This is a genomic window from Candidatus Bathyarchaeia archaeon, from assembly GCA_038882715.1.
Taxonomy (GTDB): Archaea; Thermoproteota; Bathyarchaeia; order Bathyarchaeales; family DTEX01; genus DTEX01.
Genome location: JAVZNR010000008.1, coordinates 64,254 through 87,655 on the forward strand (window position 1 = coordinate 64,254; position 23,402 = coordinate 87,655).

The following is a 23,402-nucleotide window of genomic DNA, read 5'->3' on the forward strand; positions in this document are numbered from 1 at the left end:
GGATTCAGAAGCCGTCACAACCAATATTATTTATTGAATTTTAGCCCTAGTTTATGGTGGCGCGAGCAGTCCGACAACCATTACGGAAGATTTTTAACAGGCTGAGGCTCTCAGATTATGAGACGAGGGTCTATGAGCTTTTGTTAAGTGAAGGGCCTTTCCACCGCCATGAGGATAAGTGTATTATCGAATGTTCCGAGGACAAAAGGGCTATAACTTAATACAGGTCGGCTATTTTGTGCAGAACCTCAAAGCAGCGCATCTCAGCTGTACTATAAAACTTTACGTAGTATAGGGCAGTGGTCACCTCCATGTCTTTAAAGTTTGTCTCGTTCCATCCACCATATTTAAGAGCTATAGAGCTATACTGATGGCTTGAGATTTTGAGATAGGCGGAGATAAAAACGAATTTCGATAATTTAGCATAAGCGTGGGATAACTCTTGATAGGAATGACTTATCTTTTGAACCTCTACTAAAACTAGCACGTTAATGGCTAGCGAGATTATGAGACTTAAAATGACCCCTAAAGTTAAAAGCTCAAGACGATTCATCCCCGTATCCCTAACATTTAATTTATTTGTCTTCCTATTTAGCGGGATCTATAGATCAATGGAATATGCGATACTTTTTACTTGGTTTGGGGATAAATTTTTATTTCACCTTAAACTATCTTTTGGGAAAACGTTTAGGAAGTGTCCTCAATGGTTAAAATAGATATAGATGTTGAGAAGTGCACTGGTTGCGGTAATTGCGTTGATGTCTGCCCTGCAGGAGTCTATGAGCTGAGGGAAGGGAAATCTGTTGCGGTGAATGTTGATGCTTGTCTCCTTTGTAGAGCTTGCGAAACGCAATGCCCAAACAACGCTATAACGATTACTGAGTAGTAGGCAACGCCGATAAATCATAGAGACCAGTATCTGGATTGAACTTTTCTTACATCTTCAATTATTTTATTTGCTTCCCTCTGAACCCTTAGATTTATTGGCGGACGTTTATCTCTAATTTTTAAGTCTAATCCAGCCATTCTCGCTATGCAGGAAGCAACAACTTTTCTTAAAAACCAAAGATTGTATCCTCCCTCAAGGACGGTTACAAGTCTCCCATCACATAGTTTACTCGCCAAGTTGAGGATCACCTGAAAAATCTTAGGATAAATATAAGCGGATAACGATAGATCAGATATCGGATCCCTATAATAGCCGTCGAAGCCCGCCGAAATCAACATAAACTGAGGCCTATACTGTACAGCTATTGGTGAAATTATTGTTTTAAAAGCTTTCCAGAAAGCCGGGTCGCTAGATCCATAGGGAAGTGGAACATTAACAGTGTATCCTCTGCCTTCCTCAACTCCAACTTCCCAAATAAACCCTGTTTTAGGAAAATCGGTCGGATCCTCATGTATACTCATATAGAGAACTTCATCCGTATCATAAAAAATATCTTGAGTCCCATTCCCATGATGAGCATCTATATCCAGAATCAACACTCTCTTTAAACCACGCTTCTCGATAAGGTGCTTCGCAGCTAAAGCAACATTATTGAAGACGCAGAAACCAAGCCCATAATTCGGCCCAGCATGATGGCCAGGCGGCCTAGCTAAAACGAAAACATTATTAAATTTTTCCGAAAAAACTTCCTCTACAGCCCCGACTGCTCCACCAGCGGCCAACCTTGCGACGTCGAAGCTCTCCTTTGACAATAAAGTTTCGTCATTAAGCAGGCCGCCACCTGAATCACAAATGTACTTGACCCTTCTAACATATTCTTCAGTATGCGCCAACAGCAGATCTTCTAGTTCTAGCGCCTTGGGTTCAATAAAGGTGATTTTGTCCATTAGCTGCTTCTCCCTTGTTACGCCCCTTATTATCGCTAGTAGGCGTTGGGGTTTCTCAGGATGACCTTTACCAGTCTTATGCTCTAGGTATACGGGAGAGTAAATTATCGCGGTCTTCATTGCGCCCACCTTATTTCGCTAAATACTTTATTAATAAATGATTGCATAGTTAATCCTCTTTTTCTCGCAATCTTCCTTAATGCCCGGCTTACACCAGTCCCATACTGAATGGCTTTTTTAGGTTTAAGGTATATATCTGCTGATAAGCCGATCCGTTTAGCGAGCTGTCTCAGTATTCTCTTTCTTAACGGGTCTCCTTGGGACACTATCTTGAATGTTATTGGTAGACTTAAAGCGAAGGATGCCAAATCATAATCTATGTATGGAAATCTGACGTCTATCCCGTGAAATGAACATATCTTTTCCTCTGGTTCCAGAGCGCTTTCATGCAATCTCAACACGTCCTCGTATAAAGACTGCTTCACTCTTTCTACTGAAACTTCAAATTCCCTCAGGTATTTATAGTAGCCTGCAAATAGCTCATCGCTTCCCTGCCCGGAAAGCATAACTCGATTATTTAATTTAGAAGATATTTCAGCGGTCCAATATATTGGAATGAAGATCGATGCCTTTAAAGCATTGGGCTCCTCAATCAACCATAAAACTCTAGGTAAAACTGCTTCCACATCCACAAGCGTATAGACTTCAGCTTTAAGTGGTAAGCCAATCTCATTGGCGGCTTTCTCGGCTTGCTCTATCTCCCTTGAACCTTCTAGCCCAACAGATATTAAAAGGGCGTTTACCCTGATCTCTTTTGCTAGCGCGGCTATTATGCTGCTATCTAAGCCTCCGGAAAACCCTATTGAAAGATTCCCTAAACCACTCGTCTTCTCCTTGAGAGACTTTAAAATCAAACTGTAAAGTCTCTCTAGAGCCCTGTTCTCATCAATCTTCTCCGTTTTAGGTTTTTCAAAAATCCTAACTGCCTTTAATGCTATACCGTCCTTTGTTATCTCCGCTAGTCTTCCGGGTGGAAAAGACTTTACACTATTGTTGCTTGCTCCAAGAGTCCATAATGCTTTTCGCTCTGAAGCTAGGGCAAAAAATCTCTCGTTTTCGCAAAAATAGAGCGGTTTTACTCCCATAGGATCTCTTCCAATGATAAGTTTATCGTTTTTAATGGCGGCAAACGAGAACGAACCGTCCATTCTCCCAATAACATTTCTCGCAAACTCTTCAATCTCACCGAACCGCTCCAATAAACCAGCAATATCTTTTGTCCCCAAATATTGGGGGGAGAATATTCTTCCCTCAAAAGATAATTTGCAGCCTTTATGCTCAATAGGCTGCGGGGCATCTTCTGGAAGTATACGACTAAAATTATAACCTAATGCTACGTTCGATTTAACCTCCGTCAAATTCTCCAGATCAACAAAATCTTTTGTGATAACTGTCACTCTGTCGGTAGATATCCCGTAAGTCTCCCCACCTCTGTGCTTAAGCGCTTTAAGCATTTTTATGGCTTCTGAAGCCGCGTTGATTCTTCCATAATGTTTAGAGACAACCGCTGCTAGGGCTCCCATTCTTCCTCTTCGTCACCTCAATCCTCTTGCCTTTTCAATGAATCTCTAATAAGCCTATTAGCGCTCAACCCTATATAACGAAAATCTCTCTAGGTATGCAGGATCCTAAATGTTACTATGGCTCCTTCGACAGTCTCCTCTATATCTGAGATTATGGTTTTTAACCCCATCTCCTCTAGAATTATTCTATAATCCTCGAAGTAATCGTAGAAGCCGCATGTATAGCAGAAGCTTCCACCGAACTCAATTTTAATCTCACCACCAGATATTGAGAGTAACTTTGCTTCAACCTCCGGAGACCTATACTTATTGTATTCGACTATTGCTTCTTCAACCACCCTATTCAGTTCCAACATGCAATCTTCTCCCAGAAAAGGGGACTGTAGCTACAAGAATTAATAAGTATTTTTAGAGAATATATTCTTGCAGATAATGTTGGAGGGAAGGATTAGTAATGCCGATTTTACCTATCGATACCGGACGCTACGGCACCCCGGAGATGCTCAGAATCTTTGAGGAAGAAAATTATATCCAAAAGATGCTTGATGTTGAAGCCGCTTTAGCGTGGGCTCAAAGTGAGGTTGGTGAAATCCCGAAAGAAGCCGCTGAGAAAATAATGGAAATGGCATCGACAAAATATGTTAAGGTGAGTCGAATAAAAGAAATTGAGAAAGAAATCAGGCATGATGTTATGGCTCTCGTTAAAGCCTTGGCTGAGGTTTGCGGTCCAAGTGGCGCATATGTGCATCTCGGCATAACAAGCTACGATGTTGTCGACACGGCTAGAGCCCTGCAACTTAAAGAAGCATTAGAGGTAATTGAACACCGCCTTAATGATCTAGAGCTAGTCCTGCTTAACTTATCTGATCGCTACAAGAATACGGTAATGATGGGGCGCACCCACGGTCAGCATGCGTTGCCAATAACATTTGGATTCAAAATGGCGGGCTGGTTGCGTGAAATATCAAGATATATTCAAAGGTTAAGGGAGAGTAAAAAACGCATTTTAGTTGGTAAGATAACTGGTGCTGTTGGTACTCAAGCCGGGCTCGGCTCAAACGCCATGAAGATACAGGAGCTTGTTATGAGAAGGCTTGGGCTTCAGCCAGCGGGCATCACGACGCAGATTATATCGCGTGATATACATGCTGAATTAATATGCCTATTAGCTATGCTGGCCTCAACATTAGACAAGTTTGCCACAGAAATAAGGGAATTACAAAGGACCGAGATAGCTGAAGTTTTTGAGCCATTTGAGAGGGGGAGACAAGTTGGCAGTTCAACAATGCCTCATAAGCGTAATCCGGAGATATGCGAAAGAATATGCGGTTTAGCAAAGGTCGTTAGAAGCCTTGTTATACCAGCTTTAGAAAATATTCCAACATGGCATGAGAGGGATTTAACGCAGTCGTCAGCTGAAAGATTCATTATACCCGAGGCATGTATTCTAGTGGACTACATGCTAAGTTTAATGATTTGGGTTCTATCAAGTCTTGAAGTCGACGAAAGGAAGATGCTTGAAAATATAGGTTTAACTCAGGGTAGAGCGCTATCAGAGGCGGTCATGATAGTCCTTACGAGAAAAGGGATGAGTAGGCAGGAGGCGCATGAACTTTTAAGGAGAATGGCTATTAAAAGCGCGTCTGAGAAAATACCTTTCAGAGAAGTCCTCTTAAATAACGAGGAGATCAGAAAACTTTTGACAGAGGAGGAAATAGATGAAGCTCTGGATCCGAAAAACTATCTTGGCACAGCTATTAAGCAGATCGAATTAGCTATAGAAAAAACAATTCAAGAGAGACGTGAAAGAGGATTAATAAAATAAATGTATTCCTAAACTGTAGCGGGGAAACGCTTTTCAACCTCGATGGCAATCGAATTTCACTCTCTAATTGGCGGTGGTATCACTATTAGGGTCTGCGTTCTAAGAACACCTCTTATACTTTGGACCTTCCCAATGATCTCCCCGAGATTCTCCATTTTTTCAAATTCTACCTGGATTATATCATCGAATTGCCCAGTTACAGCATAGGCTTCCTTAACACCTTCAACCTTTAGTGCCGTCTCAGCAACCTTCCATATCATGCCGGGCTCAGAGTTTACAAGAATATACGCTTTCATATGCATCACTGAAAGCTATTTTTATCTTTTTAGAAGTATAAAAGACTATGCTTAACAAACTGACTGGCCCATAAGCATCAACAGGATCAAAGAAGATAAAAGAATGATCTTTAACTCTAAATAAAAGTTATGGAAGAATAAAAACGATTAAAAAATGCATACAAGATATACTTACGGTTCTCTTAGATTAAACTTCACTCTTCATATCACTGATAATTCTCGAAGACGTTCTCTTAGACCTCATGACTATGCCGATTTAAGGGATCGGGATCAGCCGTCTAGCATACCGGTATTCTTCCATAAATCAAATCTTCGATAAATCTATCTATATTTTCAAGCTCGTATCTGACGATTTCTTCAACCCTCTTTCTTATAGCGTTGAAATACGATTCAGATTTTGTCATAAGCTGCACTGCAGTTATAACTGGCTGATCTACGGGCTGACCAATCTTGCTCAGCATCCAAACGTAAACTTCCTCTACATCATTTATCTCATTATAAATTTTCTCAGCTAGACTATGAGTTAATAGGTTGTATATTTTGCCAACGTGACTAACCGGGTTCTTGCCGGCCGCAGCTTCTGAGCACTGAGGCCTATTAAGCGATATAAGCCCATTAACTCTGTTCCCCCTACCGACTTGTCCGGAATCAGCCCCATCAGCGCTTGTTCCGAGAACCGTTAAATAGACCCCGTTAACGCCTCTACCTGCTGTATCTAAAGTGTTCAGCTCTATGTGAATTCTATCGAAGCCGTAGTTTCTCCTATTAACAAACTCTTCCATATCACCAAGAACTTCTTCTTTTCTCTCAAAGTAATGCTTTTCATCGCTTATGAATCTATCCACAAAAGCCATTGAAACAGTCAATTTTAGCTCTCTGTTTCTTCGAAAGGCCATGACTTTAACATCTTCTCCAGTCTCAGGAAACCTTCTTTTAAAGTTTTCAGAGTTAAGATACTTCTCTAGCTCTAAGACAGTTTTCTCTGTTTTGGTTAAAGGTGCCCATCCAACGGCGGCTGAAGTATCGTTCGCCTCAAGCACTTTTCCGCCGCGCCTAAAAATATCTGTAAGCGCCTGTGACCCCGGCTGTATTTCAACTTGATATATCACATGTCTATCCGGGTCAACAAACCTAAGGTTCCTTTTAAACCAATCTTTAGCAGTTTGAATAGCTATCTCAGAAACCGGAATTTTAATATTTCCAGCCTCAAATGTAGCTCTGTCACCAAATATTAGTTTCATTGGTTTCTTAACGACTCCGCCGCCAAATTTCACTTCAACCTCGCCAGCTACTAGGAGGGACTTATCAATATTGTGATGCAGTATCGCCCCAACTCTGTTAAGATACTCCTTACAAAGATTTACGGAAACCTCATTCATTATCGCGTCGCATATAGTGTCAGGATGGCCTAACCCCTTTCTCTCCACTATTTCAATCTCTTGCTCCTCTAATGGGATGTTTTTTGAAAATATGACAGCTATGTTTTCAATCCCCATTTATGAGATCCCTCAATGCTTCAAAGATTATCAAAGTGACCGCATATATATTTTTTGGTATAATAAACTGAAAAAATATGTAATTTTATGCATAAAGCCCAAAAACCATTTAATCCAACTATATTTAACTCGCCTCGATAAAGGATAAATATCACCATCATATATCTTGTTTATTGAAATTATAACCGGGGATTATATTTTGATAATAACCGGCTCACTACTTAAAAAAATGAGAATTGAAGCTGGATTAACTCAAAGCCAGCTAGCAAAAATGGTTGGTGTCTCACAGGCACATATAGCTAAAATAGAGAGCGGGAAAGTTGATCCTAGATTATCAACAGTAAACAAAATCCTGCAAATATTGACTAGTAAGCGTGGAAAGAAATGCAAAGATATAATGACGCGTGAAGTTATAACAATAACGCCTAAGGAGAAGATAAAGAAGGTCAGTGAAATAATGGTAAAATATGGAATTTCACAGTTGCCAGTAGTTGACAGAAATAAAGTTGTTGGTATGGTGACTGAAGAAGGGATTATTCGAAACTTAAGCTCAAACATATCAGAAGAATTAGTTGAGAAAATTATGGAACCCCCGTTTCCGCTGGTATCTGAGGATACCGATATAAGCGTAATTAGACCATTACTGGAAATGCACCCTGGAGTATTAGTGGTTAGTAAGGGCGAATTGGTTGGAATTATAACTCGTTCAGACCTATTAAAGGTTATATAACGAACGATTATATGTTATAGAGCGATTTGAACGATTATTTATTGTAGAGGCTTAATTCTAAAATCTTCTTTCACCACGTTTAAAACTACATTTGTGACCGTGCGCTTAACATGAGGCATTGATAAAAGCTTTTTGACAAATGAGTTTAACTCCGCTCTATCTTTAAACCTAGCTATTACCGCTATATCAAAATCGCCGGTTATATCGTAAACTGCAATGGCATTATCATTCTTCGCAATCTCATTCTCAACTTCAACTAGATGAGCTCCCTCAGCTTGAATGAATATGATAGCGATTGTTCCGTATCCTAGTTTCATTGGGTCAACAAGCACGGTGTAGCTCTTCAAAACACCGATATTTTCAAGTTTCTTAATTCGATTATATGCTGTTCCAACGGATATTCCAAGTTCGCTAGCTATTTTATTGTAGCTTAGTCTAGAATCCTCCTGCAATAACCTAATTATTTTGAGATCTAAATCATCAATTTTATCAAGTGGCGATATATTCACCCCCATCTTTAAATTGAACAAATATTCAATAAATAAGGAAATTATTTAAAGTTTTTGCATTCCATCCAAAAATTTTATATATAAGTGTGTAATAAAAATTCATTCTATTGAATGATAATGGTGGAGAAATCTTGGAACGTAGCGATTTCATCGACGAGTCTATGAGGAGAGCCATTGAAACTTTAAAAGTTAACAGGGTTCGGTGGGTTCATGCAGCCTTCGTTGATATAAGGGGCTTAATGCAGGATATGGTGATCCCTGCCAGAGAATTTGTTGATGGAGATGCTTTCAGGTCAGGTTTAGGTTTTGATGGCTCAGCTGTTAGAGGCTTTAAATCCATTGAGGAATCCGACATGGTTCTTATGCCTGATCCGAAAACACTTGCAATACTTCCATGGATGGAAGATGAGAGCCAAAAAAGCGCCATAATTATAGGTGATGTTTATGAGGCTTATGGAAGCAAATCTCCATCTGAGGTTGATCCGAGAGGTTATGTTGCGAAGAGAGCGGTTAAGGCAGCTGTCGAGATGGGGTATACTGGATACTTTGCTCCAGAAATAGAATGCTTCATATTCTCGTCAATAGATCCGACAAAGCTTGTTTGGGATCTTTGGGTTAGTCCAGATGGCGGCAAAAGCGATTCTTGGGGTGCGCCGAGAGTTGTCCCTCAATCGCCGGAGATCACTAGCGGAGGCTACGTGATTAGGCCTAGAGAAGCCTATTATAAACCGCCTCCGGAAGATACGACGATTGAGTACAGGAATGAGGTTTCATCTATTCTTGAAGATTATTTCGGATTTAATATCGAGAAGCATCATCACGAGGTTGCGACCGCTGGACAAATTGAGATAAACTTTCAATATGGGCAGCTTGTGGAGACCGCTGACAGAACAATATACTACAAGTTTGTGGCGAAGAACGTTGCTAAGAGACGAGGTCTAATAGTGACGTTCATGCCAAAGCCAATATATTTAGATAACGCCAGCGGAATGCACGTCCACATCTCACTGTGGAAGGATAATTTAAATGTCATGTATGACGAGAATGATGAATACGCCGAGCTCAGCCAAACCGGAAGATACTTCATTGGAGGCCTACTCGAACATGCTAGGGCTTTAACAGCGATCTGCTGTCCGACAGTGAACTCGTATAAGCGGCTTGTTCCAGGGTTCGAAGCGCCTATTTACGTGGTGTGGTCACGGCGGAACAGATCCGCACTAATTAGGATACCAGTTTATTATAGGGGTCCAGAATATGCCGTTTATAAGCGGGTCGAGTATCGTGGCGCCGACCCCTCATGCAATCCGTACCTGGCTTTTTCATGTCTTTTGATGGCTGGGCTTGACGGCGTAAGAAAGAAGATCGATCCGGGTGATCCAGTTGACGAGGACATTTACAGATTATCTCCTGAGAGGAGGAGGCATCTGGGCATAATTGAGTTGCCAACGACTCTGAAGGAAGCTATTGAGGAAATGAAGAGTGATGAGGTGATCCACCGAACCCTTGGAAGCCACATTTTTGACGCTTTCATAGAGTATAAACTGAATGACTGGCGTCAATACTGTCTCTACATAACGCCATGGGAAATAATGAAATACCTTGACTATTAACTTGAAAAGGAGGTGTGTTAAGTGTTAAGGGCATATATATTTGTTGAAACAAGGCCCGGTACTTCTTTAGAGGTAGTTAAGAGAATAAAGAGTAAAGTTAAGGAGGTTGTTCAAGCAGACGCGATATACGGCAGATTTGATGCTATTATCGTAGTTGAGACCCGGGATTTCGAGACGCTGCATGATCTATTGTATAATGTTATTGAAAGAGACCCTGACATTATTCATACGGAGACATCGCTTGTCTTAAGGGAAATAGAGTAATCGCTTTAGGAGGAAGCTATGATGTGTGCAGGCAAAGATTTGAGGAGGAAGACTTTAAGAGCCTTTATCCTCGTAAGGATGAAGCCCGGGACATCCGAGGAAATAGTTAAGTCTAGGCGTATAAAGGGTGTTAAAATGGCTAACTCGGTTCTTGGGAGATACGATGCTGTCGTTGTTATTGAGGCTAATAGCCTCGAAGAGCTGCAGAAAATAATTTACGAGATGATTGAGCAGCATCCTAACGTTGTGCGTACTGAAACATTAATCTCAATTTTTCATCCGCCAGAATTAAACCCCTCACATGAGGATAGAAGCGCGGGTGGAGGTAGATGATTTGAGTGTCCAAGAAGTAAAAAGAAACCTATCTTTTGATGATATATACTTTAAAATGTCCTTGAGAGTCGATCCTATTATTGATGATACAACGCTTAGAGATGGTGTTCAAATGCCTGGCTTAGCTGTTTCTCCCGAGGATGCTGCGGAAATAGCCCGCCTACTCGATGAGGTTGGTGTTGAGCGAATAGAGCTCCATCATTATCAGAAGCCCGATAAAGAAGCTGTTAAGCTTATCCAGAAAATGGGTCTAAACGCTCGTCTCGCTGGATGGTGCAGAGCGGTTAAAGAGGACATAGATGATGCGATAGATTGTGGTTTTGAGGAAGTCGGCATCTCTCATCCGGTCTCCTACATACATTTCAGGGCTAAGTGGCCGGATAAGAGCCCCGAGTATCTGCTGAATAGGGTTGTCGAAGTAGTTAAGTATGCTGCTAAAGACCATGGATTAAGAGTGTTTGTTCACGGCGAGGATAGCACAAGAGCTGATTGGGAATTCGAAAAGAGGTTTATTAATGCCGTGGCTGACGCTGGGGCTGAATGCTACAGGATATGCGACACAGTTGGGGTTGGGTTATCCGATTTTAACGCTCCTCTACCTAATGGGATTCCGGCTAAAATTAAAGCCATAAAATATGAGACAAGAATTAGAGATGTGGAGATTCATGCGCACGATGATTTTGGTAATTCAGTTGAGAACACTATTGCAGCAGTAAGGGCAGCTGATGGTATATGGGATCGGATTTACTTAAGCACAACTTTTCTTGGGATAGGCGAGAGAGCTGGTAACGCTGAAACTGAGAAGGTCATAATGAATTTATATCTGCATTATGGGGTCAAAAAGTTTGAGGGAAAAACGCAGAAGTTAACTGCTTTAGCTGAAACCATAAGTCGAGCAACAGGCTACGTTGTTCCGCCTAACAAGGCTATTGTCGGCGCATACGCATTTGCGCATGAATCTGGAATCCACACGCATGGAGTTCTAAATGACCCAGCAACCTACGAGCCCTATCCACCGGAACTCGTTGGAAATACGCGTAGATTAACAATAGGCAAGCATTCCGGAAAAGCTATCATAAGACATAAAATAATTGAAGTTACTGGTAAAGAGCCTGACCCCGATAAGCTTACAGAGGTTGTCCAAGAAGTTAAAAGGCTCTATGAGACCGGGAGAAAGGCATCATTGAGGGAGGAGGAGTTTAAGAAAATACTTCAGAGCGTCGGACTAATTTGATGAGGAAAGAACCCTAAATTTTGCCACTGCCTCACTCATGTTTCTGAGCTTCATTATGGCCGCTTCATAACCCTTCTCCCTTGAACCTTCAATAAGAAGATTTCTGAAACCGCAGTCCGGTGTGAAAATTAGGCAATCGTCATAAACTTTAAATTTCATCATTAGCTCGAGGATCTCGTCAACGCTCTCTACTCTTGGATTTCTACTCGACACGCAGCCAACTGATAGGATCTTTCCGTTATCTTTCAAACGTTTTGGGTCGTATACCTTTATGTTTTCAGGCGAATCATGGAATTCATGGCTTAAAAAATCTAAATCCGTTTTCAGCAGAATATCCGCTAATCTTGGTGAAATTTTGCCGCAAACATGTATTCCGATAGGTATATCCTTACAGCTATCTTTCAAGTTATCAAGTATTTTTACAATCTCATTCTCCGTGTATTTGAATGCTATTCTTGCACCTATAATAACTCCTAAGATCGGTTCATCTATGGATATCATCGCTGAATCTTTTGACGCTTCCCTGCAAACATTAGACACTATTTGCGCGATCTGTTCAACCAATCTAATATCAGAGAGAGCAGTATTGAAAAGTGCGGCTTCTTTACCAACCTCTATATAGGAAGCTAGGGTGAAGGGGCCCGTTATAGCTGCCTTAACATTAACTTTTAATCCTTTTTCCCTTACATACTTCATAGTCCATGAGAAGGGTTTAAGTCCGGGTGGTTTAACATCAACATCTATATCTTTACCTACCAGCCTGTACCTATTACGTTCATAAATTATCCCGCAATTTTGAGCCACAAGATCGTCCAGGAATTGTCTTCCCATATCGCTTAGCTGCGGATAAGCTGGGAAATCTATTCCTAAAGCAACCAAGTCTTTTATACATCTCTCCCTATTAGCGTCAGAATCCTCTAGGGGAAAGCTTCCAATAGTGGATGTATAGTAACCCTTTAGATCCAATGCTTCACCCCGATTCAAAACGCTATAAAAATTTAACCGTTTTTATAGAGTAGAATCCTCTATCTCTTCCCCCACTTCCTCAGATTCTTCAAGACTTTCTAGATCATCTAGCAGTTCAAACCCCTCTAAACATATTTCGCTTCCACATTTTTTGCAGACAATCAGCAGCTCTTTAAGCCTCCCCTGAGAATCCATCTTCACGTCTATTATTTCATAATTTAAGTTACTTTCATCTTCCGGCGATATTATATTTCCGCATGAGGGGCAAGGGAAGTCTCCCTCTCCCTCAATCTTTGTCAAGTTTATCCTGTAGAGCAGATTTTCACCCGCATCTATTTGGTTGTCTCCGTTTAACATTTCTTTTATATTGGTTTAAAAGTTTTTAGGTTTAAAAGAGACGTAAATTAATCTAAAACTGGCTTACGTTTTCATTTAAAAACTTCTGATGAATTTCTCTATACATGTAGAATCTGGATCAATAGATAGGTCTAACATAGCATACGCCGCGTAAGCATTATAATATGGGCTCCCTTTCCTAGAGAACAGTGTTAGGATTTTCCCGCCATGATTAATTTTATATCCATTGAAGGTCGGCTCATGCCCTCTAATCACAAGCTTAACATTCAAAATTTCGAGAAATCTCTTGGTGACATCTTCACCAAACAGATACCCAGCTCCGCGTGGAGAAGGTTTTTTGCCACATATATCATCGCTTGGATCATTCCATAAAATTTCTTCTAGATGGCTCTCAAACGGATGTTTTCTATACGCGAACGCCAAATCCTCTAAACTCTTAGCTTCGCTTGGAACGCCACCGTGAAGCATCACAAACCTATTTTCCACGATTGCGGCTGTATAAAAGCGCCTGAAAAGAAAGCTCAGCTCGCTATAGATCCTTAATCCATCCGCCTTAAATCTCCTCATTAAGCGATATGGCAGATCATGCGGATAAGCCAGCAGATCCTCAGGCCCCTCATGATTGCCCTGAAGAAGTATAATTTTCTCTGGGAAAAACTTCTTTAACGTTAAGATTACATAGTAGACTTCTGGCGAATATATGCCTCTGTCTCCATAATCGCCGAGAAAAATCAAGTAAATGTCATGTTTCGCCAGCGCCTTCTCAACGAACTTTGTTTCAGACAATATATGCTTTAAACTCGTCAGATCTCCATGGATATCTCCTATAATGATTGCTTCTCCAGCGGGAGGAACATAGATAAGCTTGCCAAGGGTTATCAGTTTTCCTCCACCCTTCTCCTCCTCAGATAAAATCTGGTTAACATGCTCAATTAGGCGGAGATATTCTTGTGAACTAACCCTTAAAGATTCGCTGAACAGGTCGTCTAAGCGCATCAAAACCCTTCCTTAAGGTAAAATAGTTGCTTATTCAGAAATATTTTATCTTGCGTAGGATATTTAGATTTACTCTTGATAGAGTATGGAGGTTGGAGGATTAAAAATATGCCTCTTCAAAAAGTTGGTTTTGAGGAGACTTTAAAGAAAGCGGTTGTCGAGCAAGGTCTATGTGTTGGATGCGCAACATGCGTTGTTTCATGCCCATTTAATTGCCTCGAATACATTGATAGTGCGCCTAAAATCGTTAGTGACTGCAAGGTGTGTGGCATATGTGCTCAAATATGTCCAAGATTCGACTTCTCCATGCCGTCGCTAGAGGAATTTGTCTTTGGGAGAAAGCGTAGCGCTGAGGAAGAGTTTGGTATTTATAGGCGAGTTGTCGTAGCCCAAACGACAAGTAGCGATATACTAAACGTTTGCCAAGATGGTGGGGTCGTAACTTCTCTTCTAATATTCGCGCTAGAAGAAGGTCTAATTAATGGGGCAGCTTTATCTGGTAAAAGCCCTCAAGAGCCTTTAAAAGCTGTTCCAAAACTTGCTCTTTCAAAGAGCGATATGCTTGAAAACGCGGGAACTAGGTACACTTATTCTCCCAACATGCTTGCACTTAGAGAAGGCGTCCAGAAGAAAATTGGAAGACTGGCCTTTGTTGGAACACCATGTCAGATACATGCATTTAGAAGAATGCAAATGCTTCCATTAAAGAAGTATGCTGACTCCGTAAAGTTTACAGTGGGCCTCTTCTGTAGTGAGAGCTTCACATATGAAGGTTTAATTAAGCATTTTCTGCAAGAGAAAATGGGCATCCTGCCGAGCGAGGTAGTAAAAATCAATATAAAGGGCAAGATGCTGCTGAAAATGAGGAGCGGCGAAGTTAAGGCGTTATCGCTGAAGGAAGTTAAAGATTACGCATGTAGTTTCTGTAGTGTGTGTCCAGACTTCTCTGCGGAGCTAGCCGATATATCTGTTGGGGGGTTAGGGCTTGAAGGTTGGTCTCTGACAATAGTGCGTACAGAAATGGGTGAAGAAATCTTCAGGAGGGCGGAGTCAAAGGGCATGGTGAAAACTAAGCCTGTGGAGGATAGTAGGCTCATTGATCTTCTGATTAAGATGTCAAAAAGGAAAAGAGAAGCGTCCACGAAGGTCGGTGGACTTACTTGAATTGATGCTTAACAGTAATTGAGGGATCTCATTAAAAGATCTACATTTATTCTTCCAGCGGTAAATATCCTTCCAGTCTTCTCGTTCACAATAGTTATCTTTGCCGGGGCAAATATCTTCGAATCAACTTTATAAAAGTCTTGCCCAGCCTCCTTGAATATTTCCGCAAATGTTTTTCCATAATCCTTCGAAGATGATGAGACGGCTTCTTCAGCGATGCTCTTCAAATAGCTATCATCCTTATGCCTCACAACATAATAGGCCGAGCCTCCATATAGTATGGCGTCATTCGATCTACCCATAGATTCAATTACATCTGGATGTGGTGGCGGTATAGGCGCTTGCCCAAAAGCGTAGGACACTATGCCCGGATCTAAGCCGAGCTCAATTAATTTATACATGCCTACCTCAACTATTCTACCGGAAACCTGCGTTAAGCCAGCTATAGACGAGGTTGACGCAACCACAATAAATAGGCGCTCGGCCGATATACGGCAAGCTTCGGCGATCATTTCAATAGCTTCTTCCGGAGGCTCTCTAGAAGACTCTAAAACGATCACCGATTCACCGAACTCATCTTTGTAACCGATCTTCTCATATATGCTTTTAGGCTTTTGAGCTAGAGCCCTAGCAGGCCCAGACCCCATAGCGGTATACTCGCCGACCTTGATTCTCCAACCAGCCATTTGTGAACCCAACGTTGAAATTGAAGGGTAATCGGTATAAACGTTCACCGATGGGATATCTAATTCGCCTAGGTGCATAAGTGAAAGTTGCGCCTCGCCTAAGCCGCCTAAGCATATCTCTACGATGAGTTTACCTATTAAAAAGCCTCCCCCAGCTTTTATTCCAGCGTCAATTACATGCGCTCCTAAGCAGCTTTTTTCAACAGTAACGTTGTATTTTTCAGGGTTCTCGCATATTTCTTTAACAATTTTCATAGCTTCGCTATTCACGCTTGGAATCAATAAGAAAAACCTCCTTAACCCGATTACTGCAGATACTTTTCATGGGATGCTAGATGCGGGTTCTTAGGCTTCGATATAAAAAGTCTTCCGTCGCCATCGTCAGCCATATCTCCTATAAAACGATAGAATGGCCCAATTATTTTTTCTCCATCAACATTGACGCTGGGCCTTACATCGTCTATTGAGAATGTTGGGAGAATCGATGGAACATGGCCGCATATAATTATTCTTCCTCCCCGCATGCCGCCCCCAGCCTTACCAGCGCAATCTCCGTGAACAAGTATTGTTCCCTCAATCATGTTCACGCCAACAAAGTGTTTGACAGAACCATAAATCCTGATCAGCCCACCCCTCATTAAGCATCCAACCTCCCTACCAGCGTCACCATGCACAACTATTGATCCACCCCTCATGCCTTCAGTGCTTCCACGATACGGGGCGCCGAGACCGTCGCCAGCTGAACCGTTGATCTCGATTCTACCACCTTTCATTGAGCCTCCAGCCCAAGAATCAGCGTAACCATTAACTATTATTTCACCACCACTCATTCCTTCACCCAAGTGCATGCCAATATTACCGTTTACGATAATTTTCCCCCTGCTCATGTTTGCTCCAACTTTTCGAACCTTGATAAAGTTTCCAGTAAGATACATTATAATCTCGTCGCCACCAGATCTTTCAAGCGTCACGTTGAACAGGTCGTTCAGGCAGCGTATCTTATTGCCTTCCCAAACTTTTAGCTTCACTATTTCTTCTACGCTTTTTCCGTCAAAAACATCCGGAGATAGGCAGTCCGCATATATGGGAACCCTAAACTCATATTTAGGAGTAATATTGAAAATTATTTCTCACACCCCCTTAACCTCTAAGGTAATTGGCATCGAGGCCTTAAGATACCTTTCCGGAATAAAGTAATTGTCAAATTCAACAGTCCAATATTCTCTAAACTTTTTCTTCAAGTTCGCCACCGCATTTAAAGATGCATCACTTGCAAGCGACATGCCCGCGAAATTTATCCAATATGTTTTTCCATCAAAGGCCTTAACTATTTCGCCATCTTTAGCAACGATCTCTCCGCTCTTAATTGTATACGCGGCTCTAGCGAATGCTTTACGAATCACTTTGTAGTCGGCTGAAGGATCGATTTTTCTTGGATTAACATTATATATCGCTATGTCTGCGTCGGCGCCGACCCCTAAATGCCCCTTATTCTTTAAGCCTAAGGCTTTCGCTTGCCCAGCCCTTGTAATTATCGCTATCTCATAGAACGTGAGCTCTCTATCTATGCTTGGAAGCAGAGATTTAGCTCTAGCCTTCCTGTTTATCTTCTTTAGTATCCTTTCTCTAGTCTTTCTGCTCATTAGCCAGCATATTATTTGAGGGTATTCTGTAAATGGGCCGCCATTAGGATGATCCGTTGTAAGATAGATTTTCCATGGATCTTTTATTAGAAGGGCTAGCTCAAGCCCGATAGACCACATCGTCGCATGCACATAGCTCTTCTTCCTATACTTAAATGGAACTATTCCCGAGCTCGTCTCAACCTCAACATCGTGGTTAACCCACTTATTCCCGCTTAACTCGTAGAGAGTATATTGCCACGGACCATCTGCAGTCATAGTAGTCGTATCCGTGAAAATAACTTGACCCATGTCTAAAGTCACATGTTTGTGGGCGTTAACATACCTCGCGATCTCCTCAGCTCCACTCCTCATGTTTGCCCAGCTATCACCCTTAAAGGCGCTAAATTGGCAGTGCGTAATATGGATAACTGGTCTATCGGACAGCGCCAGATCCTTCACACAATCCATTGTCTCAATCGTTGTAACGTAGTTGCCCGGCTGACCAAGCCTATTTGTGTGAACGTGAATGGTGTGCGGCAAACCAAGAATTTTGCTCACCGTACATAATCCGCGAACAATCTCCTTTGGAGTCACATTAAAGTATGGGACTGGGTCATCTAAACCCTTAACATTTCTGCCAAAACCCCACGCCTCTAAGCCTCCAGGGTTCACTATTTTGATAGCGTAGCCTTTGGTTGCCATAATCATCCAGGCTACGTGCTCAGCGCATTCTTTAATTAAACCATCTCTCAAATATTCCAGAACGAACCACCAGTCTCCTAGAAGCGGGAACGTCATCTTGTCAACTATTGGGGTGTCCTCCAGCTCCTCATGGGTATGTCTAGCTTCTAGAGGGGGCATGGAGGGGTTGCAGAGGAAAGTGTAGCCCATCCGTACATACCTATAGCCAGTTGTAAAGGTGGATGGAACCGAGTATCCGACGCCCGACCTAGTCAATGACGTTTTTGGTTCAACATCATAAACGTGGTCCTCTGGCCTCAGTAGCCTTCCAGAATTAACCTCTGATCCAGCAATGTGTGTATGTATGTCAATTCCGCCCGGCATAACTATCATTCCAGAAGCATCTATGGTTTTTGCCTCGCGCTCATCAACTTCCTCAACTATTTTACCGTTCTTAACGCATATGTCCATTATTTCGCCGTCTACATCATTCAAAGGATCATAAACGAAACCATTTTTTATGAGCATGATCATTTCTACAGGTCAGCACCCCTAGTTAATCACTTATAAATGCGAATATTAAGTAGGTTAATTTATCTTTTCCTATAAACCAGAAAAGTTGAAATTATGGATTTAACGCGTAATTATTTTGAGTTAGTGAGATTAACGGGCATGTAAAGCTATTCTCTCCAGCTCATTTCTGCGTTGTATAGCGTAGCTCTTTAAATCTTTGTTCGCCGCCAGGATTATTTCTTCAGCCAAACATTCCTCAAAGGTTTTTGGGTTACTGAACGCCGCCATCCTAGCTCCTTCAGCAATCCAGCGTAATGCTAAGTCAACCCTCCTCTGCGGCGATATATCGACAGACTGGTGATAAACTATTCCACCGTACATTATTCTAGTCGTATCCTCACATGGCGCCGCATTTTCAACGGCTCTAACTAAAACTTCAATAGGATTCCTTCCAGTTTGAAGGTGAATTATCTCAAAAGCATTCTTCACGAATTTTATCGCTCTGGCTTTTTTACCGGCATTCTTTCCCGGGCGCATAAGCTGATTAACCAGTCTCTCAACAATATTTACTTCCGACTTTGCAAACCTATTGTGTTCATGCCTACCCATAGAGAGCGGCACGATTATGGGTCTAAGGCATATATACCTCTTAAGCCCAGGGTCCTTTACCTCAACATCCTTAAAGCTCCACTTACCAAAGAGCAGGTATTTTTCATACCACTCTTCAGGCCACTGGTTCTCGCTACTCAATCTCCTTCACCTAAATTAGACATATTTTTGGAATGAACTGGCTTATTTAAGGGTTATGGCTTAAGGACCCTTTCAATTAGATGAAGGAGAAGGTGAAGCTGCTCTATCTAATAGAAGCCTAGAACTTTGAGGAGAACAGCTTTAGCTGAATAGAGCCTATTTTCGCTTTGCTCGTATATTATTGACCTTGGATCCTCAATCATGTCTGAGCTTATCTCATATCCACGGTGGATTGGCATGTCATGCATTATCCAAGCACTGCTTTCAGCCATATTTTCCTTATTTATCTGATATGGCATCATAAGTTTCATTCGCCTCTCCTTCTCTTCGGCATACCTTGGGTCTGAAAAGAACTCCATGTCAACCCAAGTATCTGTGTAGACAAAGTCCGCATCCCTAATGGCTTCTTTGAAGTCTAATGTTCTCTTCCAAAGCCCGGATTTCTCAGCCTCCTCCAAAAGATCATCATCTCTTGACGGTTCATTGAAGATTGGTGTAACGGTCGTTATTTCTATGCCAACTTTTGTGCAAGCTTCTACCAGGGAGTTGCATACATTGTTATGTACGCCTACATATACAACTTTAACTCCTTCCAGCGTACCCTTCTTCTCCTTCATCGTTATTAGGTCAGCTATTATTTGGGTCGGATGATATTTTTCATCACAGCCGTTTATGACGGGTACTTTTGACGCCTTAGCCATGACTTGAAGATCCGCATGCCTCAATGTTCTGGCTAGAATGCAGTCAACGTTTCGTGAAAGATACTGCGTCTCATCATATATGTCCGCTATTGTAAAGTTTGTTGCTCTCCAATCCATATATATGGCGTGCCCTCCCATTTGAGTCATTGCAACCTCAAAGGAAACTCTAGTTCTTGTCGACGTCTTCTGAAATATCATTGCCAAAGTTTTTCCGCTTAAAGAACCTCGATATTTTTCTGGACTGTATTTTACCTCTAAGCCTTTATTAACAATCTCCATAATTTGTTGTCCAGACAAACCCTTAAAATTCAATAGATGCATGTTTAATTTGCCTCCAAGCTAAATTTATGGGTCATGCGGCGCTATTAAGCGTTATCGGTCTTCTGGAAAGATATTTTATATGTTAATGACAAAATATTCTTTTTATTGGAGGGAAATTCTTGAAGACCAGCGACCTAGAGGATCTAAAGATCCTTAGAGATGAGATAGCTAGACTAACTTTTGAGATAATTCGCTTATCCGGTGAAAGGTTAGTTTTAGCGAGAAAAATAGGTGAAATAAAGGCTAGAAACAATATGCCCATTGAGGATCCCGTGATTGAAAATGAGTTAAAGACGAAAATTGTAGATTTTAGCCGGAGACATGGTATAGATGAAGGATTTTCGCTTAAAATCTTGGAGTTACTACTTGAGGAGTCAAAACGGGTGCAACGTGAAGCTTTAGATGCCAAGAAAATGTGGGATAAGAAAGTTTTGGAGGTTTAAAAATTGTTTGTCGCAATAATCGGTGGAGCGGGAAGGATGGGATCATGGTTCACAAGATATTTTCTCGATCACGGTCATTATGTTACAATATTTGATATAAATATGGAGAAAGCCGCTTTAATCGCTAGATCCTTAGGTATTAAAGCATGTAAAAGCGGCGTTGAAGCTGCAAAAGATGCTGATCTATTATTAGTGGCGACACCAATAGAAATTACACCGAAAGTTATATCTGAAATTATGCTAGAATTGAAGAAGGGTTCGATCGTCGCCGAGATATCTTCGCTTAAATCTGGCATTCTCCCGGTTCTAAAGGAAGCTTCTAGGCTAGGATTAAAAACTTTATCTATTCATCCGCTTTTTGGATCTGGTGCGCAAGAGATGGCTGGTGAGAAGATCGCCCTAATACCGGTTAGCGATCCAGAGCTTGAAGAGAGCTTAGCAAAGGAGATTTTCCCGGAGGCTACTATAATTCCCGTAGACTGCCATACTCATGATAGAATTATGGCTTTAACCCTATCTTTAACACACTTCATAAACATTGTTTTTGCATCAATTGTTAGCGAAGAGGATACATGTATGTTGAAGCAGCTTGGTGGAACAACATTCACGCTGCAGTTCACATTAAGCGAAGCCGTCATGACGGAGGATCCATCGCTCTACGCATCGATTCAGATGAATAATGAGCACTCAGTCAAATATATTGATAAATTTGTGTCTAATGCTCTAAAACTAAAAAAGATTATTGAAACTAAAGATTCGGAAGGATTCGTGAGGTTCTATAAGGAAATATATAAAGCTCTCTCCAAAGATAAGGATCTTGAAATGGCGTATAGACGGATGTACCGTGCTCTCAAAGCCATTTAATGAGGTCTTCCGCTTATTGCATATATTTTAATCCTTGAGTTTTATAAGGGTTTTAGTATTTAAAACCCAAGGTAAATTTCTTATCTCATCTATCTTGGCGTTAAGTTCCTCAATCGTATAAGCTTGGATGAGAGCCGCTATATCATATTCGCCTGAAACCTCAAATACTCTATCTGTAATCTTCCTTATTTCTTGAGTCACTTCCCTCGTTTTAGCCGGCTCAGTTTCAACAAGAACTATCCCCTCAATATCAATGCTCGTTTCGATAGTAAACCTTTTTATCACCCCTTTTTCTCTCAATTGCTTTATTCTCCTTCTCACAGCTCCCTCTGTTAAACCAACTTTATTCGCTATCTCCGTATACTTAGCTCTCGCGTCTTCCTTTAATATACGCAGTATTTTTAAGTCAACTTGATCCACAATTTTAAATGATTCATTAAGTCTTAAAAATATTTTCGAAAAACGTAAAATAATTCTGTATTTTTGATACGTTTTTCGTAAAAAAGAAACGAAAAACATAAATAATAATTAAGTTTATTCAAGATTGTCGCTAAGAGGGGTAAGAAGTATGAGCATAAAAAGATTTGAGGGATGTTATACCGCTTTAATAACGCCAATGAAAAACAATTTCGACGTCGACTTAGAAGGGCTTAGAAGACTAGTTGAGTTCCAAGTCAAGGAAGGCGTCAGCGGAGTTCTCGCAGTCGGAACAACTGGCGAGAGCCCAACGTTAACTCATGAAGAGAGCATTAGGGTTATTAGAGAGACATACGAGGTTGCTGGCGGAAAATGCACTGTTATAGGAGGAACAGGGAGTAATTGCACCGAGAAAACTATGGAAATGACGAGGGAAGCGTATGATTTCGGTATCAGATGCATCTTACTTGTAGACCCATACTATAACGGACCGAGCTCGCTTGAGATAAGAAAGGAATACGTCGAGCCAATTGCGGAGGCTTTTCCAGATGTCCAAATGATACCGTATGTGATCCCGGGAAGAACTGGAACCCAGCTCTTGCCACAGGATTTGGCGATCCTTCACTCTAAATTTAAAAATATTAGGGCTGTAAAAGAAGCAACCGGAAATATCGAGAACATGAAATTGACTAGAAGGCTATGCGGCGAGGATTTTGACATATTATCTGGTGATGACGATAAAACTTACGAGATGATGATTAGCCCGGAAATACGCGCTAGCGGTGTGATCTCTGTTGCTTCAAACGTGGCACCGGGGGCCGTTCAAAGATTTACGAGGGCGATTCTTGAAAATAGGCATAAAGAGGCTGAAACGCTTCTTGAGGCTCTCAAACCATTCTTCTCGATAGTAACCGTTAGAACTGAGGAGGAAACCCCATATGGTAAAGTTTCCTGTAGATTTCGTAACCCGGTTCCGTGTAAAACGCTCATGAACATATTAGGCATGCCTTCAGGTCCCTGCAGACGCCCACTTGGAAAGATGACTAAAAGGGGTCTAGAGGTTGTTTTAAACGCTGCAAGAACCGTTTACGAGAAGAATCCTGAGATCCTTAAGCCCATAGAAGACTTCTTTGATGTAGACTTAAGTAGACGTTTATACGATGAGCGCTTTTGGGAGGGTTTAGCGTACGACCAATATTAAA

The 23,402-nt window shown here is 41.4% G+C and carries 27 protein-coding genes; 11 read left to right on the top strand and 16 right to left on the bottom strand.

The window, feature by feature from the left end; translation table 11 throughout:
• Positions 1-217: 217 nt before the first annotated feature.
• Entirely contained in the window at positions 218-553 is a 336-nt protein-coding gene (locus tag QXR61_06300; GenBank protein ID MEM3757553.1) for a hypothetical protein, read from the bottom strand.
• Positions 554-703: 150 nt separating this feature from the next.
• Here QXR61_06300 and QXR61_06305 point away from each other — a divergent pair, with 150 nt between their 5' ends.
• The gene (locus QXR61_06305) at positions 704-886 is read left to right on the top strand and encodes a 4Fe-4S dicluster domain-containing protein (protein ID MEM3757554.1); all 183 of its coding nucleotides are present in this window, start codon (positions 704-706) and stop codon (positions 884-886) included.
• Positions 887-903: 17 nt separating this feature from the next.
• Here QXR61_06305 and QXR61_06310 read toward each other — a convergent pair whose 3' ends face one another.
• From QXR61_06310 to QXR61_06320, 3 genes are all read right to left on the bottom strand, one after another.
• The gene (locus tag QXR61_06310) at positions 904-1,956 is read right to left on the bottom strand and encodes a histone deacetylase (protein ID MEM3757555.1); all 1,053 of its coding nucleotides are present in this window, start codon (positions 1,954-1,956) and stop codon (positions 904-906) included.
• The gene (locus tag QXR61_06315; GenBank protein ID MEM3757556.1) at positions 1,953-3,419 is read right to left on the bottom strand and encodes an asparagine synthetase B; all 1,467 of its coding nucleotides are present in this window, start codon (positions 3,417-3,419) and stop codon (positions 1,953-1,955) included. Before QXR61_06315 ends, QXR61_06310 begins: the two co-directional genes overlap by 4 nt.
• 89 nt (positions 3,420-3,508) lie before the next feature.
• Positions 3,509-3,775: a hypothetical protein gene (locus tag QXR61_06320; GenBank protein ID MEM3757557.1), complete on the bottom strand. Its 267-nt coding sequence runs from the start codon at positions 3,773-3,775 to the stop codon at positions 3,509-3,511.
• Positions 3,776-3,873: 98 nt separating this feature from the next.
• On the opposite strand from QXR61_06320, the gene purB reads away from it, so the two are divergent.
• Complete coding sequence (purB, locus tag QXR61_06325) at positions 3,874-5,244, top strand: adenylosuccinate lyase (protein ID MEM3757558.1); 1,371 nt, start codon at positions 3,874-3,876, stop codon at positions 5,242-5,244.
• 56 nt (positions 5,245-5,300) lie between these two features.
• Here purB and QXR61_06330 read toward each other — a convergent pair whose 3' ends face one another.
• Together QXR61_06330 and QXR61_06335 are read right to left on the bottom strand one after the other, a co-directional pair.
• Positions 5,301-5,540 (bottom strand): Lrp/AsnC ligand binding domain-containing protein, encoded by a 240-nt coding sequence (locus QXR61_06330; protein MEM3757559.1) that lies wholly within the window; start codon positions 5,538-5,540, stop codon positions 5,301-5,303.
• A gap of 278 nt (positions 5,541-5,818) precedes the next feature.
• The gene (locus QXR61_06335; protein ID MEM3757560.1) at positions 5,819-7,036 is read right to left on the bottom strand and encodes a methionine adenosyltransferase; all 1,218 of its coding nucleotides are present in this window, start codon (positions 7,034-7,036) and stop codon (positions 5,819-5,821) included.
• A 199-nt stretch (positions 7,037-7,235) separates the two neighbouring features.
• Here QXR61_06335 and QXR61_06340 point away from each other — a divergent pair, with 199 nt between their 5' ends.
• Positions 7,236-7,766 (top strand): CBS domain-containing protein, encoded by a 531-nt coding sequence (locus QXR61_06340; GenBank protein ID MEM3757561.1) that lies wholly within the window; start codon positions 7,236-7,238, stop codon positions 7,764-7,766.
• Positions 7,767-7,804: 38 nt separating this feature from the next.
• On the opposite strand, the gene QXR61_06345 is transcribed toward QXR61_06340, so the two are convergent.
• Positions 7,805-8,281 carry an Lrp/AsnC family transcriptional regulator gene (locus QXR61_06345; protein ID MEM3757562.1) on the bottom strand — a complete coding sequence of 159 codons (477 nt, stop codon included), beginning with the start codon at positions 8,279-8,281 and terminating at the stop codon, positions 7,805-7,807.
• Between the two features lie 155 nt (positions 8,282-8,436).
• Between QXR61_06345 and glnA the strand changes: the two genes are divergently transcribed.
• The 4 genes from glnA to aksA are packed head-to-tail and all read left to right on the top strand — an operon-like array spanning position 8,437 to position 11,716.
• On the top strand, positions 8,437-9,885 hold the full coding sequence (gene glnA, locus QXR61_06350) for a type I glutamate--ammonia ligase (GenBank protein ID MEM3757563.1): 1,449 nt from the start codon (positions 8,437-8,439) through the stop codon (positions 9,883-9,885).
• Positions 9,886-9,906: 21 nt separating this feature from the next.
• Positions 9,907-10,149 (top strand): Lrp/AsnC ligand binding domain-containing protein, encoded by a 243-nt coding sequence (locus QXR61_06355; protein MEM3757564.1) that lies wholly within the window; start codon positions 9,907-9,909, stop codon positions 10,147-10,149.
• Positions 10,150-10,167: 18 nt separating this feature from the next.
• The gene (locus QXR61_06360; GenBank protein MEM3757565.1) at positions 10,168-10,482 is read left to right on the top strand and encodes an Lrp/AsnC ligand binding domain-containing protein; all 315 of its coding nucleotides are present in this window, start codon (positions 10,168-10,170) and stop codon (positions 10,480-10,482) included.
• A gap of 1 nt (position 10,483) precedes the next feature.
• Entirely contained in the window at positions 10,484-11,716 is a 1,233-nt protein-coding gene (gene aksA, locus QXR61_06365) for a homoaconitate hydratase (GenBank protein MEM3757566.1), read from the top strand.
• Here the strand turns inward: aksA and QXR61_06370 are convergent.
• The 3 genes from QXR61_06370 to QXR61_06380 form a co-directional block, all read right to left on the bottom strand.
• A complete protein-coding gene (locus QXR61_06370; GenBank protein MEM3757567.1) occupies positions 11,708-12,682 on the bottom strand; it encodes a uroporphyrinogen decarboxylase family protein in 975 nt (324 codons plus the stop codon). The genes aksA and QXR61_06370 overlap by 9 nt on opposite strands.
• Before the next feature lie 42 nt (positions 12,683-12,724).
• The gene (locus QXR61_06375) at positions 12,725-13,039 is read right to left on the bottom strand and encodes a hypothetical protein (GenBank protein ID MEM3757568.1); all 315 of its coding nucleotides are present in this window, start codon (positions 13,037-13,039) and stop codon (positions 12,725-12,727) included.
• Positions 13,040-13,114: 75 nt separating this feature from the next.
• Complete coding sequence (locus tag QXR61_06380; GenBank protein MEM3757569.1) at positions 13,115-14,035, bottom strand: metallophosphoesterase family protein; 921 nt, start codon at positions 14,033-14,035, stop codon at positions 13,115-13,117.
• Between the two features lie 108 nt (positions 14,036-14,143).
• Between QXR61_06380 and QXR61_06385 the strand changes: the two genes are divergently transcribed.
• Positions 14,144-15,199: a Coenzyme F420 hydrogenase/dehydrogenase, beta subunit C-terminal domain gene (locus tag QXR61_06385; GenBank protein MEM3757570.1), complete on the top strand. Its 1,056-nt coding sequence runs from the start codon at positions 14,144-14,146 to the stop codon at positions 15,197-15,199.
• 8 nt (positions 15,200-15,207) lie between these two features.
• Here the strand turns inward: QXR61_06385 and mch are convergent, their stop codons facing one another.
• From mch to QXR61_06410, 5 genes are all read right to left on the bottom strand, one after another.
• Positions 15,208-16,167: a methenyltetrahydromethanopterin cyclohydrolase gene (gene mch, locus QXR61_06390; protein ID MEM3757571.1), complete on the bottom strand. Its 960-nt coding sequence runs from the start codon at positions 16,165-16,167 to the stop codon at positions 15,208-15,210.
• 23 nt (positions 16,168-16,190) lie between these two features.
• Positions 16,191-17,012 carry a formylmethanofuran dehydrogenase subunit C gene (locus QXR61_06395; GenBank protein ID MEM3757572.1) on the bottom strand — a complete coding sequence of 274 codons (822 nt, stop codon included), beginning with the start codon at positions 17,010-17,012 and terminating at the stop codon, positions 16,191-16,193.
• Positions 17,013-17,015: 3 nt separating this feature from the next.
• Positions 17,016-18,725 carry a formylmethanofuran dehydrogenase subunit A gene (locus tag QXR61_06400; protein ID MEM3757573.1) on the bottom strand — a complete coding sequence of 570 codons (1,710 nt, stop codon included), beginning with the start codon at positions 18,723-18,725 and terminating at the stop codon, positions 17,016-17,018.
• A 129-nt stretch (positions 18,726-18,854) separates the two neighbouring features.
• Positions 18,855-19,454 (bottom strand): 30S ribosomal protein S7, encoded by a 600-nt coding sequence (locus tag QXR61_06405; protein MEM3757574.1) that lies wholly within the window; start codon positions 19,452-19,454, stop codon positions 18,855-18,857.
• Positions 19,455-19,561: 107 nt separating this feature from the next.
• A complete protein-coding gene (locus tag QXR61_06410) occupies positions 19,562-20,476 on the bottom strand; it encodes an ornithine carbamoyltransferase (GenBank protein MEM3757575.1) in 915 nt (304 codons plus the stop codon).
• Positions 20,477-20,595: 119 nt separating this feature from the next.
• Here QXR61_06410 and QXR61_06415 point away from each other — a divergent pair, with 119 nt between their 5' ends.
• Positions 20,596-20,919 (top strand): chorismate mutase, encoded by a 324-nt coding sequence (locus tag QXR61_06415; protein ID MEM3757576.1) that lies wholly within the window; start codon positions 20,596-20,598, stop codon positions 20,917-20,919.
• A gap of 3 nt (positions 20,920-20,922) precedes the next feature.
• Entirely contained in the window at positions 20,923-21,783 is an 861-nt protein-coding gene (locus tag QXR61_06420; GenBank protein MEM3757577.1) for a prephenate dehydrogenase/arogenate dehydrogenase family protein, read from the top strand.
• A 27-nt stretch (positions 21,784-21,810) separates the two neighbouring features.
• Here QXR61_06420 and QXR61_06425 read toward each other — a convergent pair whose 3' ends face one another.
• Positions 21,811-22,203, bottom strand: a complete 393-nt coding sequence (locus tag QXR61_06425) for a winged helix-turn-helix transcriptional regulator (protein ID MEM3757578.1) — start codon at positions 22,201-22,203, stop codon at positions 21,811-21,813.
• A 148-nt stretch (positions 22,204-22,351) separates the two neighbouring features.
• On the opposite strand from QXR61_06425, the gene dapA reads away from it, so the two are divergent.
• Positions 22,352-23,401 carry a 4-hydroxy-tetrahydrodipicolinate synthase gene (gene dapA / locus QXR61_06430; GenBank protein ID MEM3757579.1) on the top strand — a complete coding sequence of 350 codons (1,050 nt, stop codon included), beginning with the start codon at positions 22,352-22,354 and terminating at the stop codon, positions 23,399-23,401.
• Position 23,402: the final 1 nt, after the last annotated feature.